The organism is Photobacterium sp. 1_MG-2023, assembly GCF_030547945.1.
Lineage (GTDB): Bacteria > Pseudomonadota > Gammaproteobacteria > Enterobacterales > Vibrionaceae > Photobacterium.
Genome location: NZ_JAUORR010000004.1, coordinates 260,476 through 272,857 on the forward strand (window position 1 = coordinate 260,476; position 12,382 = coordinate 272,857).

Genomic DNA, 12,382 nt, shown 5'->3' on the forward strand with positions numbered 1-12,382 from the left:
GATATGGCTCTATATTTGCCTGAACTCGACCCGGTCGACTTACAATTTCCGCATCCGGATACTGCTCTGGACGATCCCAATGGTTTACTGGCTTTCGGGGGCGACCTCAGTATCCGGCGTCTCATCCAGGCTTACCAGCAAGGCATTTTCCCCTGGTACGCTGAAGGTGAACCCTTGCTTTGGTGGAGCCCGACGCCCCGTGCTGTCATCGTGCCGGATCAATTCAAGCCCAGCAAAAGCCTGAAAAAATTTTACCGGAAGTCAGGCTATCAGGTCACACTGAATCATGCCTGTCATCAGGTCATCGAACAATGTGCTTTCAGCCGTGGCGCGGATGCAACCTGGATAACCCCCGCCATGATTCAGGCATATAAAGATTTACATGACCGCGGCCACTGTCATTCTGTTGAAGTCTGGCAAGACAGCCAGCTCATCGGCGGACTGTACGGGATCAGCGTCGGCGCCGTCTTTTGTGGTGAATCCATGTTTTCGCTGGCCGATAATGCGTCCAAAATCGCACTGTGGCAATTTTGCGAACACTTCAGCGCGCATCAGGGCCAGCTGGTTGACTGCCAGATCATGAACCCTCATCTGGCTTCTCTGGGCGCACAGGAACTTCCCCGTGACGCATTTTTGAAAAGCCTGGCACACATGAAATGCGCCATACTTACAGCAGACTGTTATACACCTCAACTCATTACGTTGTAAAAAGATCATGAGTCTTCCAAGTATTCGCCTGGGTTTTACGCCAGTAATCAATTGCAGTTATCTTCCCGAACAGCAGGAACAGCTGGGCGTGGTCATTGATCATCGTTGGCTGACCGTCTCCGGGTACAGTGCATTACTCGGCAGTGGATTTCGCCGCAGCGGACAGGCGATTTATAAACCGATGTGCGAGCACTGCAAAGCCTGTACGCCCTTACGCATTGATTGTGAGCACTTCACTCCAAGCAAAACGCAAAAACGGCAGCAAAAACAACTGGCTGGTTTCAGGGCAGAATTTAAGCCAACCCTGGATGAAGACTGGTTTCCCCTTTATGAGCAGTATATCCGCCAACGTCATGCACATGGTGCGATGTACCCGGCCAACCGGCAGCAGTTCTTTGAGTTCAGTCAGGCCAACTGGATGGAAACCTACTTTTTACATCTCTATGAAGATGACCGGCTCATCGCGATTGCCGTGACAGATTTTCTTGATCAGGCCCTGAGTGCCGTCTATACCTTCTTTGACCCGAACCATTCTCTCTCACTGGGTACCCTGTGTGTACTGAAGCAGATTGACTACTGTCGGGAAACCGGACGGCGCTGGCTCTATCCCGGCTATCAAATCGATGATTGTCCGGCGATGAACTATAAAACCCGGTATAAGCCCTATCAAAAGCTCGTACAGGGAAAATGGCAGTCCATGATCTGCCCTTAACCCCGCCAAAACACTGGAAAGAAATGAAGTTTGCAACAATAGCTGACAAAGAGAGGCAGCGAGGGTAAAATTGCGGGCCTGAACTTTACACTTAAACAGTTTCAAGGCATTATCCGGCCCAATCAGAAGCAAGGCACGGTAGCCTAAGAGGATTCAATGGCAAAAGAAGACGTAATTGAAATGCAAGGTACTGTACTCGATACACTACCTAATACTATGTTCCGCGTAGAACTGGAAAACGGTCACGTTGTGACTGCACACATTTCCGGTAAAATGCGCAAAAACTACATCCGTATCCTGACTGGCGATAAGGTCACAGTTGAACTGACTCCTTACGACCTGTCTAAAGGCCGCATCGTCTTCCGTTCGCGCTAATTGCTCTGAGCCGGACATTTCTTGCTGGCTTTTTGCTGAAAACATCAGTGCTCATCTTCGATGAGACCGAACGCATAGAAAACGGGACCCTGAGGTCCCGTTTGTTTTATTTCAAACTTCTGACTTAATGCGCAGGTTCCATTTCACTACTGAAGCGGAAATCCAGCGTCCCATCGTCTTTCAGATTGACCCGGACTGAACCGCCATTGGTCAGACATCCAAAGAGCAATTCGTTTGCCATCGGTTTTTTCAGATTTTCCTGAATCACCCGAGCCATCGGACGTGCCCCCATGGATTTGTCATACCCTTTGTTTGCCAGCCATTCACGCGCTTCGTTGGAGACTTCCATCGACACGCCACGGGCATCCAACTGGGCCTGCAACTCAACGATAAACTTATCAACAACCTGATTGATGACATCTTTTTCAAGATGGTTAAACCAAATGATGTTATCCAAGCGGTTTCGGAACTCTGGTGCAAAGACACGTTTGATTTCCGACATAGCATCATGGCTGTGGTCCTGTTGAACCAGACCAATCGATTTACGTACGGTTTCCTGAACACCAGCGTTGGTGGTCATCACCAGAATCACGTTACGGAAATCAGCTTTACGGCCGTTGTTATCGGTCAGTGTCCCGTTATCCATCACCTGCAACAGCAGGTTAAAGACATCCGGGTGGGCTTTTTCAATCTCATCAAGCAGAACGACGGAATGCGGGTGTTTAATCACAGCATCCGTTAACAATCCCCCCTGATCAAATCCGACATAGCCCGGAGGCGCACCGATCAAACGGCTGACCGTATGACGCTCCATATACTCAGACATATCAAACCGCAGCAACTCGATACCGAGTATTTTCGCCAACTGAACCGTCACTTCCGTTTTACCCACGCCAGTCGGACCAGCAAACAGGAAAGAACCCACCGGTTTGTTATCAGCCCCCAGTCCCGCACGGCTCAGCTTGATGACCTCAGTCAGCGCATCGATGGCCGGATCCTGACCAAACACCAGCATTTTCAGTTTGCTGTCCAGTTTTTGCAGCACTTCTTTATCGCTGGATGACACGGATTTTTCCGGTATCCGGGCAATCCGGGCAATCATGGCTTCAATGTCACCGACATTGATCGTCTTCTTCCGCTTACTCGCTGGCGCCAGACGACAACGCGCACCCGCTTCATCAATCACATCAATCGCTTTATCCGGCAAATGACGCTCGTTGATGTATTTGGCTGACAGTTCAACCGCAGCACGAATGGCTTTGTTGGTATAGCGCACTTCATGATGCGCTTCATATTTCGGCTTCAGCCCCATCAGGATTTTGGTGGTGTCATCCAGAGAGGGTTCCACAATATCAATCTTCTGGAAACGACGTGCCAGCGCACGCTCTTTTTCAAAGATATTGTTGTATTCCTGATAGGTGGTCGATCCCATACAACGGATTTTGCCGCTGCTCAATAGGGGTTTGATCAGATTGGCTGCATCAACCTGACCACCGGAGGCCGCACCTGCACCAATGATGGTATGGATCTCATCAATGAACAGGACCGCTTTTTCTTCTTTTTCGAGCTGCTTCAAAATCGCTTTAAAGCGTTTTTCGAAATCACCCCGATACTTCGTGCCTGCCAGCAATGAACCAATATCCAGTGAATAAATGACACAATCGCTGATAATATCCGGCACCTGCCCTTCCACGATTCTCCAGGCCAGGCCTTCCGCAATCGCTGTTTTCCCCACCCCGGCCTCACCCACCAGCAGTGGATTGTTTTTCCGGCGGCGACATAAGACCTGAACAGTGCGTTCCAGCTCATATTCCCGGCCAATCAAGGGATCAATCGCGCCCGCCCGGGCCAGTTGATTGAGATTGGTTGCAAAATTCTCCAGACGATCTTCTCCGCCTTCCGCACGCGGATCGTCAGCATTCACATCCGACTGATTCAGGTCATCGTTTTCGCTGTCTTTGACCGTGCCGTGAGAAATGAAATTCACAACATCCAGACGGCTGATATCACTTTTCTTCAGCAGGTATGCCGCATGGGATTCCTGCTCACTAAAGATGGCCACCAACACATTCGCCCCGGTGACTTCACTGCGTCCGGAAGACTGAACATGGAAAACGGCCCGTTGCAAGACACGCTGGAAGCTCAGCGTAGGCTGAGTTTCACGGCTCTCATCATCCGCAGGAATTAACGGTGTGGTTTGTTCAATGAATGCGTCTAATTCTTTACGTAGGGTGTCAAGATTCGCCCGGCAGGCGAGTAGGGCTTCCTGGGCAGCAGGATTCTCCAGTAGCGCCAGTAACAGATGCTCAACCGTCATAAACTCATGGCGTTTTTCCCTTGCTCTTGCAAAAGCACCATTGAGACTGGTTTCAAGTTCTTTATTTAGCATAAGGCACCTCCCCTAAATACCACTCGATTTGGCGTGCCGGAAAAAGTCAGGCTTTTTCCATCGTACACAGTAGCGGATGTTCATGCTCTCTCGCATACATCATGACTTGAGCCACTTTGGTTTCAGCGACTTCGGCAGTAAAAACACCACACACTGCCTTTCCCTCATAATGTACTGCCAGCATCAACTGTGTTGCTCTCTCCAGGTCCATGGAGAAGAACTTCTGTAACACTTCTATCACAAAATCCATCGGCGTGTAATCATCATTATTTAAAATTACTTTGTACATCGATGGCGGCTTAACCTGAGTGTCCTCCTCATTCAGAATATCTGACTCAGGACTAATCCATTCGCTTAACTTACTCATAATCTCATCTTAGTCATATGTTCAATCGGTTGCTAGATTGCGACGGACAAAAAAGATTTCATCCAAATGTTACAAGACGACCTTGACTGTCTAAGTCTTTTTACTAAAGTGTACCTTGTAGTAGATACTATCTGCATCAAAATAGCATTTATATTCAAGTCATGTTAAAACAGTACTGTTTGATAAATGCTAAATGGAAATTGAATGCGAAGAGGGATGTAAAGCATGGCAACAGGTACAGTTAAGTGGTTTAACAACGCAAAAGGATTCGGTTTCATCTGTCCGGAAAACGGTGAAGGCGATATCTTTGCACACTATTCAACAATCCAAATGGAAGGATATCGGACGCTAAAGGCAGGCCAACAGGTGAACTACACGGTTCAAACTGGCCCCAAAGGCTATCACGCTAGCGAAATTGTCCCCGTTGATGTTGAAAGTGCCAGTAAGTAATGCTCGCTGATACGTTTACATCACTTTCATTAGGTGGGCTATCGCTCACCTAAAGTTCCTCTCCCTACCGTCTTCTCCCTGTAAAAACGGATAACTCCGTCACAGGCGTAGTATTTTTCCCACTGCCCTTTATTGATACAGTAATGAATAAAGGGTGCATAAAGACAAAAAACACAAATTATTCACATTAATTTCACAAGACTGTACTTACAACCCACATTCATCTTCTTTTCACACAACTCATTATGGCTGATCTGCCGCCGGGAACACAATCCCTGCAAAGCCAGATGTATCCCAAAAAGAACAGCTCCCCGAAGTCATGCCAATCAAAGTAAGTCAATGATCAGAAATATCGCAGGAAAAATGTTTGAGAATCAGGCAGATTTTTTAGATAAGTCGTGATTCTACAATCAAAAAATCTAACGCAGTTATCGAACATTTAAACAAGCTAGGATGACCAGTTATTTAATGCGATTGGTATCATTTGCATACAGAGACAAAAAAGGCCCAGCAATCGCTGAGCCTTTTGGACCGAATCAATCGGGAATTACATTTGCTCGACCATGTCGCTAGCAAACTCAGAACACTTACGCAGGGTTGCACCGTCCATCAGACGCTCAAAATCGTAAGTCACTGTTTTATTGCGGATCGCAGCTTCCATTGATTTGATGATCAAATCAGCAGCTTCAGTCCAGCCCAGATGACGCAGCATCATTTCTGCAGACAGAATCAGAGAACCTGGGTTCACTTTATCCTGACCCGCATACTTCGGCGCAGTACCGTGCGTCGCTTCGAACAGGGCAACGCCATCACCAATGTTTGCACCTGGTGCGATACCGATACCACCCACCTGTGCAGCCAGTGCATCAGAGATGTAGTCCCCGTTCAGGTTCATGGTTGCGATCACATCGTATTCAGCCGGACGCAGCAGGATTTGCTGCAGGAAGGCATCTGCGATGCTGTCTTTGATGATGATTTCTTTACCGGTGTTTGGATTCTTCAGCGTCATCCACGGGCCGCCATCCAGCAGCTCAGCACCGAATTCTTTGGCAACTTCGTAGCCCCAGTCTTTAAAGGCACCTTCAGTGAACTTCATGATGTTGCCTTTGTGAACCAGTGTCAGCGAGTCACGGTCGTTATCAATGGTGTACTGCAGTGCAGCACGAACCAGACGCTTGGTGCCTTCTTCAGATACAGGCTTGATACCGATACCACAATCTTGCGGGAAGCGGATCTTGGTTGCGCCCATTTCTTCCTGCAGAAATTTGATCACTTTGTCCGCTTCAGCAGTACCTGCTTTGAACTCGATACCCGCGTAGATATCTTCTGAGTTCTCACGGTAGATCACCATGTCAGTCAGTTCAGGCTGTTTCAGCGGGCTCGGTACACCGTCGAAGTAACGTACAGGACGCGCACAAATGTACAGATCCAGTTCCTGACGCAGAGCAACGTTCAGGGAACGGATACCGCCACCAACTGGCGTTGTCAGTGGACCTTTAATCGCGACTTTGTATTCACGAATGAAATCAAGTGTTTCTTGCGGCAGCCATGCATCTTCACCGTAAACCTGAGTCGATTTTTCACCGGTGTAGATTTCCATCCAGGAAATTTTACGGTCGCCACCGTATGCTTTCTGAACAGCTGCATCAACAACTTTGATCATGGCAGGGCTAACATCAACACCAATACCGTCCCCTTCGATATAAGGGATGATTGGGTTGTTAGGAACGACCAGCTTTCCATTGGCATCGAGGGTAATCTTGTGACCTTCTGCTGGTACAACTACTTTACTATCCATTAAATTCTCCTAGCGTCCGTTTGTTATCTTTTTGTAAGATGCCGGAGAATCATACTTGAAAAATCGTCAACACGCCATGGGAGGATTTTTAGGATATAATGACTCGCTCACAAAACGCCTATCCCCTGAAAATCAGATCAACATGAAAACACACAAACCGCGTATTTCATCCGGACGTACAGCATCTAAACGTACTCCGACACCTCCACGTAAAAGCAACCTGCGCCGACCTTCACGTCAGGCAAATAATCCCAAGCGCCCGCGGGGCCCGAGAAAAATTCTCTTATTTAACAAGCCGTTCAACGTACTCACACAGTTCAGTGGTGAGCCGGGTGATGCCACGCTGGCGGATTATATTCCAGTTAAGGACGTCTACCCTGCCGGTCGCCTGGACAAAGACAGCGAAGGGCTGCTGGTCCTGACGAACGACGGTGTTCTGCAAGCGCGTTTAACCCAGCCCGGCTCCAAGCAACCCAAAACCTACTGGGTGCAGGTTGAAGGAGAACCGGACGAAGCGGCGCTGCAACAACTTCGTAACGGGGTCGAACTCAAAGACGGTATGACGCTTCCGGCGGCCGTAGACATCATGGCTGCACCGCAAGTGTGGGAGCGAACGCCGCCGATCCGTGAACGGAAAAATATTCCGACCACCTGGCTGCGTATCACTCTGATTGAAGGACGCAACCGTCAGGTCCGTCGTATGACGGCGCATATCGGCCATCCGACCTTGCGGCTCATCCGTTACCAGATGGCAGACTGGACCGTCGACGGACTGGCGCCAGGCGAATGGATTGAGCTCGGAGCCAAATCCATCGGACAACATGACAGCGAATCTGCGTAGATAGCAGTCTGCGTGACAAAAGCACTACACTTTCTCAGTCACATCCACTATCATTGCCGACAATTAGCAAACGTTTGCGTCAAGCTGGAGTTCACTGGATTTCGGGTGAATCAGACCGAACGTTTGCAGCGGAAGTATGAATAAAGTGTGAAGGTGCTCCCGATCTGTTTCAGCAGGTTGCTTTCTGTTAGAATCACGCTCTTATCACTTATTCAAGATTGAAGAGAAAAATGTCAGATAACAGCCAGAAAAAAGTTATTGTCGGCATGTCCGGCGGCGTCGATTCCTCGGTATCAGCTTACCTGCTGCTTCAACAGGGTTACCAGGTTGAAGGCCTGTTCATGAAGAACTGGGAAGAAGACGACAACGACGAGTACTGCTCTGCCGCAGAAGATCTCGCAGACGCGCAGGCTGTGTGCGACAAACTTGGCATTCATCTTCATACCATCAACTTTGCCGCAGAGTACTGGGACAATGTGTTCGAGTATTTTCTGGCAGAGTATAAAGCAGGCCGTACACCGAATCCGGATATCCTGTGTAACAAAGAAATCAAATTCAAAGCATTTCTCGAATTTGCAGACGAAGTGCTGGATGCCGATTACATTGCGATGGGTCACTACACCCGCCGCACCTTCCCGACTCAGCCGGACGAAAAACCGCAGATGCTGCGCGGCCTGGATAACAATAAAGACCAGAGCTATTTTCTGTATACCCTGAGCCATGATCAGATTGCCCGCAGTCTGTTCCCGGTCGGTGAACTTGAAAAACCGGAAGTTCGCAGAATTGCGGAAGAACAAGGGTTAATCACCGCCAAGAAGAAAGACTCAACAGGCATCTGCTTTATCGGTGAGCGTAAGTTTACGGAATTCCTCAGCAAGTATCTGCCAGCCCAACCTGGTGAAATCGTGTCTGCGGATGACGGTCAGGTGATCGGCGAGCATCAGGGCCTGATGTACCATACCCTGGGCCAGCGCAAAGGATTGCATATCGGTGGAATGAAAGACAGCACGGATGAGCCCTGGTACGTGGTTGATAAAGATGTTGAGCACAACCAACTGATTGTCGGTCAGGGGAAAGATCACCCGCGCCTGCAGTCCAATGGCTTGATTGCAGCGCAACTGCACTGGGTTGATCGCAACATCATGCGTGAGCCACTCCAGTGTACAGTGAAAACCCGTTATCGCCAGCAGGACATTCCGTGCACCATCATCCCGATTGATGATGAGCATATTAAGGTCATCTTTGATGAGCCACAAACAGCAGTCACCCCCGGCCAATCGGCCGTGTTTTATCAGGGTAACGTGTGTTTGGGCGGCGGTATCATCGAGCAAAGATTCTAAGGAAGACGGAATATGGCGTATTCACTTTATGACAGGACGGTCGCGTTTGCAGGCATTTGCCAGGCAGTCAAACTAGTGCAGACCGTCGCACGAAGCGGCACCTGCGATGAGGAATCCCTCACCACTTGCCTGCGCAGCCTGACGGCAACTGATCCGAAAAATGTCATTGAAATCTATGGCCAGGAGTCCGACCTGCAACTGGGTCTCAGCACCATGGTCCATGAAATTGACAATACACCGACCGGCAGTGAAATTACCCGCTATCTGGTGAGTGTCATGGCGCTTGAGCGCAAGCTGGCCAGCCGCCGGGACAGCATGTCACAACTGGGCGATCGCATTGATATGGTCAAACGCCAGCTCGATCATTTTGAATTGCTTGATGATCAGATGATCAGCAACCTTGCCAGTGTGTACCTTGATGTTATCAGCCCGTTGGGGCCACGCATTCAGGTCACAGGCACCCCCGCCCAGTTACAGCAGCAACAGGTTCAGCACAAAGTCCGTGCGCTGTTACTGGCCGCAGTACGCAGTGCGGTTCTGTGGCGTCAGGTTGGCGGCAAGCGACGCCACCTGTTGTTCGGACGGAAGCAAATGCTTGAGCAAGCCAAAATTATTCAGGCCAGAAGCTAAATCTATTTCATTGAGCGCCCAAAGCAGGCGCTCTGTAACTCAGCTATAACCCCTAATCAGGAGAGAGACAACATGGAACTGTCAGCATTGACTGCTGTTTCCCCGGTAGACGGCCGCTATGGTAGCAAGACCAGCGCCCTGCGCAGTATCTTCAGTGAATTCGGTCTGCTGAAGTATCGCACCATCGTCGAAATTCGCTGGCTGCAAAAACTGGCAGCAACTGACGCTATCGCGGAAGTTCCAGCGTTCAGCGCTGAAGCCAACGCCTTCCTGGATCGTATTGCTGCAGAATTCAGCGAAGAAGATGCCCAGCGCATCAAAACCATTGAGCGAACCACGAACCACGACGTGAAAGCCGTGGAATATTTCCTGAAAGAAAAAGTCGCTGGCGTACCTGAACTGCATGCTGTCAATGAATTCATTCACTTTGCCTGCACATCCGAAGACATCAACAACCTGTCTCACGCCCTGATGCTGAAAGAAGCACGTGAAACGGTAATGCTGCCAGAAGTCCGCGGCCTGATTGATGCAATCAGAGGTCTGGCAAATGAATATCGTGACATTCCTCTGCTGTCCCGTACCCATGGTCAGCCTGCTTCCCCAAGTACGATGGGGAAAGAAATGGCCAACGTTGCTTACCGTATGGAGCGTCAGTATCGTCAGATCGCGCAAGTTGAATTGATGGGTAAAATCAACGGTGCAGTCGGTAACTACAATGCGCACCTGTCGGCTTACCCGGAAATCGACTGGCACCAGTACAGTGAGGAATTTGTCACCTCACTGGGCCTGACCTGGAACCCGTACACCACGCAAATCGAGCCGCATGATTACATTGCAGAACTGTTCGATGCCTTTGCCCGTTTCAATACCATTCTCATCGACTTCGACCGGGATGTCTGGGGTTATATCGCGCTGGGCCATTTCAAGCAGAAGACGATTGCCGGTGAAATTGGTTCTTCGACCATGCCACACAAAGTGAACCCGATTGACTTCGAAAACTCCGAAGGCAACCTGGGTCTGGCAAACGCCATTTTTGGCCACCTGGCACAAAAACTGCCGATTTCCCGCTGGCAGCGTGACCTGACCGACTCAACCGTTCTGCGTAATCTGGGTGTTGGTTGTGGCTACGCACTGATTGCTTATACCTCCACCATGAAAGGTATCAGCAAACTGGAAGTCAACCAAACGGCACTGGAAGCAGAATTGGATCAGAACTGGGAAGTGCTGGCTGAGCCAGTTCAGACCGTGATGCGCCGTTACGGCATTGAAAAGCCGTACGAAAAGCTGAAAGAGCTGACGCGTGGCAAACGTGTTGATGGCGAAGGCATGCGCCAGTTCATTGATAGCCTGGATCTGCCGGAACATGAGAAAACCCGTCTGAAAGCCATGACACCTGCGAACTATATTGGTGACGCAGTGAAGCTGACCGACAAGCTGTAATCGCTTTTCTCTCCCCAAAGGCCAGCGCTTGCTGGCCTTTTTGCTTTCTGCAGATCTCCCGGCAGAACTGATATAATCCCGCTAAATTCCAAAAGATTGAAGCTTATGTACTCATTTACGTTCTCGTTCAGCGATTTCTTATCGACATACTGGCAAAAGCAACCCACTGTGATCAAAGGTGGATTCTCCAATTTTGAAGACCCGATCAGCCCCGATGAACTGGCCGGTCTGGCCATGGAACCGGAAGTCGATTCCCGCTATGTCGCTCGTCAGGGAGAAAACTGGCAGGTGGAGCAAGGGCCGCTGACATTTGACAATCTGCCGGAAGATCACTGGTCTTTTATGGTTCAGGCAGCCAATCACTGGCACCCTGGAGCAGCCCGATTAGTGAGCCCATTCCGCCAGATGCCGGGGTGGTTGTTTGATGATCTGATGATTAGCTACTCCACACCCGGTGGCGGTGTGGGCCCTCACTTCGATCAGTATGACGTCTTTATCATTCAGGGCAGCGGAAAACGCCGCTGGCGGGTTGGTCCGCGTAAAGACGATTATCAGGAGTGCTTCCGTCATCCGAGCCTGCGTCAGATCACTGGCTTCGAACCAATCATCGACGAAGTCCTCGAACCGGGCGATATTCTCTATATTCCGGCCGGTTTCCCGCATGATGGATATGCGCTGGAAAACGCCATGAGTTACTCCATGGGATTCCGTTCACCGAAACAGCAAGAGCTGCTCAGCAGCTTTGCCGATTTCATCATTGAGAACGAACTGGGTGACGTCCACTACGAAAATCCAGACTTACCTGCGCGGGCACACTATGGCGAATTACCAGCCGCCGAAAGTCAGGGACTGATTTCAATGATGCAGAATCTGATGCAAGACCCGGTTGTGATGCAGCAATGGTTGGGTGAATACCTGAGCCTGAGCCGCCACAATATGGATGTCATTTCTGCCGATCCGCTATGGCAGGGTGAAGAACTGGCCAGCCTGCTGATGCAGGGAGAAACCCTGTTTAAAATTGGCGGGCTGCGCGCGTTTTATCATCAGGGTAATCCACAGATCGTGTACATCGATGGCGAACAATATCCGCTGCCGGAAGGATGTGAATCTGCGGCTCACTGGCTATGTAACCAAGACAGCTTTTCCATCCAGGAAGTCGGTGCCTTGATCCATCAGCCGGAGCTGCTTGCTTTGCTGACAAAGCTGGTGAACATGGGTTACTGGCATCCGGCTGAGTAAATTCAGCGGTTGAATTACGGTATGGCTGAGAAGTGCGCTGAGATTCCAGCAAGATAAAACAGCCCGCAATCAAGCGGGCTGTTTTCGATGCAA

General features: G+C 49.9%; 12 protein-coding genes. 9 read left to right on the top strand and 3 right to left on the bottom strand.

The window, feature by feature from the left end; genetic code table 11:
• The first annotated feature begins 3 nt into the window (after positions 1-3).
• From aat to infA, 3 genes are all read left to right on the top strand, one after another.
• Positions 4-708 carry a leucyl/phenylalanyl-tRNA--protein transferase gene (aat, locus tag Q4579_RS06130; RefSeq protein WP_303562501.1) on the top strand — a complete coding sequence of 235 codons (705 nt, stop codon included), beginning with the start codon at positions 4-6 and terminating at the stop codon, positions 706-708.
• Positions 709-715: 7 nt separating this feature from the next.
• The gene (locus Q4579_RS06135; protein ID WP_303562503.1) at positions 716-1,420 is read left to right on the top strand and encodes an arginyltransferase; all 705 of its coding nucleotides are present in this window, start codon (positions 716-718) and stop codon (positions 1,418-1,420) included.
• A gap of 156 nt (positions 1,421-1,576) precedes the next feature.
• Positions 1,577-1,795, top strand: a complete 219-nt coding sequence (gene infA, locus Q4579_RS06140; RefSeq protein WP_027252769.1) for a translation initiation factor IF-1 — start codon at positions 1,577-1,579, stop codon at positions 1,793-1,795.
• A 124-nt stretch (positions 1,796-1,919) separates the two neighbouring features.
• Here the strand turns inward: infA and clpA are convergent, their stop codons facing one another.
• Entirely contained in the window at positions 1,920-4,184 is a 2,265-nt protein-coding gene (gene clpA, locus Q4579_RS06145; RefSeq protein ID WP_303562504.1) for an ATP-dependent Clp protease ATP-binding subunit ClpA, read from the bottom strand.
• A 46-nt stretch (positions 4,185-4,230) separates the two neighbouring features.
• A complete protein-coding gene (clpS, locus tag Q4579_RS06150; RefSeq protein ID WP_211647523.1) occupies positions 4,231-4,551 on the bottom strand; it encodes an ATP-dependent Clp protease adapter ClpS in 321 nt (106 codons plus the stop codon).
• Positions 4,552-4,776: 225 nt separating this feature from the next.
• On the opposite strand from clpS, the gene cspD reads away from it, so the two are divergent.
• Positions 4,777-5,001 carry a cold shock domain-containing protein CspD gene (gene cspD, locus Q4579_RS06155; RefSeq protein ID WP_211647522.1) on the top strand — a complete coding sequence of 75 codons (225 nt, stop codon included), beginning with the start codon at positions 4,777-4,779 and terminating at the stop codon, positions 4,999-5,001.
• A 547-nt stretch (positions 5,002-5,548) separates the two neighbouring features.
• On the opposite strand, the gene icd is transcribed toward cspD, so the two are convergent.
• Positions 5,549-6,799 carry an NADP-dependent isocitrate dehydrogenase gene (icd, locus tag Q4579_RS06160; protein ID WP_303562506.1) on the bottom strand — a complete coding sequence of 417 codons (1,251 nt, stop codon included), beginning with the start codon at positions 6,797-6,799 and terminating at the stop codon, positions 5,549-5,551.
• A 142-nt stretch (positions 6,800-6,941) separates the two neighbouring features.
• Between icd and Q4579_RS06165 the strand changes: the two genes are divergently transcribed.
• The 5 genes from Q4579_RS06165 (at position 6,942) to Q4579_RS06185 (ending at position 12,289) form a co-directional block, all read left to right on the top strand.
• A complete protein-coding gene (locus Q4579_RS06165) occupies positions 6,942-7,640 on the top strand; it encodes a pseudouridine synthase (RefSeq protein WP_303562507.1) in 699 nt (232 codons plus the stop codon).
• Between the two features lie 230 nt (positions 7,641-7,870).
• Positions 7,871-8,980: a tRNA 2-thiouridine(34) synthase MnmA gene (gene mnmA / locus Q4579_RS06170; protein ID WP_368501963.1), complete on the top strand. Its 1,110-nt coding sequence runs from the start codon at positions 7,871-7,873 to the stop codon at positions 8,978-8,980.
• Between the two features lie 12 nt (positions 8,981-8,992).
• Positions 8,993-9,610, top strand: coding sequence for a high frequency lysogenization protein HflD (hflD, locus tag Q4579_RS06175; RefSeq protein ID WP_303562509.1), 618 nt, complete (start codon positions 8,993-8,995; stop codon positions 9,608-9,610).
• A 72-nt stretch (positions 9,611-9,682) separates the two neighbouring features.
• Positions 9,683-11,050: an adenylosuccinate lyase gene (gene purB / locus Q4579_RS06180; protein ID WP_303562511.1), complete on the top strand. Its 1,368-nt coding sequence runs from the start codon at positions 9,683-9,685 to the stop codon at positions 11,048-11,050.
• 105 nt (positions 11,051-11,155) lie between these two features.
• Positions 11,156-12,289, top strand: a complete 1,134-nt coding sequence (locus Q4579_RS06185; RefSeq protein WP_303562513.1) for a cupin domain-containing protein — start codon at positions 11,156-11,158, stop codon at positions 12,287-12,289.
• The last annotated feature ends 93 nt before the right edge of the window (positions 12,290-12,382 follow it).

What these genes read in the sequence shown, in the direction of transcription:
- aat (WP_303562501.1), top strand. Translation starts at nt 4, where the DNA reads ATGGCTCTATATTTGCCTGAACTCGACCCGGTCGACTTACAATTTCCG.
- Q4579_RS06135 (WP_303562503.1), top strand. Translation starts at nt 716, where the DNA reads ATGAGTCTTCCAAGTATTCGCCTGGGTTTTACGCCAGTAATCAATTGC.
- infA (WP_027252769.1), top strand. Translation starts at nt 1,577, where the DNA reads ATGGCAAAAGAAGACGTAATTGAAATGCAAGGTACTGTACTCGATACA.
- clpA (WP_303562504.1), bottom strand. Translation starts at nt 4,184, where the DNA reads ATGCTAAATAAAGAACTTGAAACCAGTCTCAATGGTGCTTTTGCAAGA.
- clpS (WP_211647523.1), bottom strand. Translation starts at nt 4,551, where the DNA reads ATGAGTAAGTTAAGCGAATGGATTAGTCCTGAGTCAGATATTCTGAAT.
- cspD (WP_211647522.1), top strand. Translation starts at nt 4,777, where the DNA reads ATGGCAACAGGTACAGTTAAGTGGTTTAACAACGCAAAAGGATTCGGT.
- icd (WP_303562506.1), bottom strand. Translation starts at nt 6,799, where the DNA reads ATGGATAGTAAAGTAGTTGTACCAGCAGAAGGTCACAAGATTACCCTC.
- Q4579_RS06165 (WP_303562507.1), top strand. Translation starts at nt 6,942, where the DNA reads ATGAAAACACACAAACCGCGTATTTCATCCGGACGTACAGCATCTAAA.
- mnmA (WP_368501963.1), top strand. Translation starts at nt 7,871, where the DNA reads ATGTCAGATAACAGCCAGAAAAAAGTTATTGTCGGCATGTCCGGCGGC.
- hflD (WP_303562509.1), top strand. Translation starts at nt 8,993, where the DNA reads ATGGCGTATTCACTTTATGACAGGACGGTCGCGTTTGCAGGCATTTGC.
- purB (WP_303562511.1), top strand. Translation starts at nt 9,683, where the DNA reads ATGGAACTGTCAGCATTGACTGCTGTTTCCCCGGTAGACGGCCGCTAT.
- Q4579_RS06185 (WP_303562513.1), top strand. Translation starts at nt 11,156, where the DNA reads ATGTACTCATTTACGTTCTCGTTCAGCGATTTCTTATCGACATACTGG.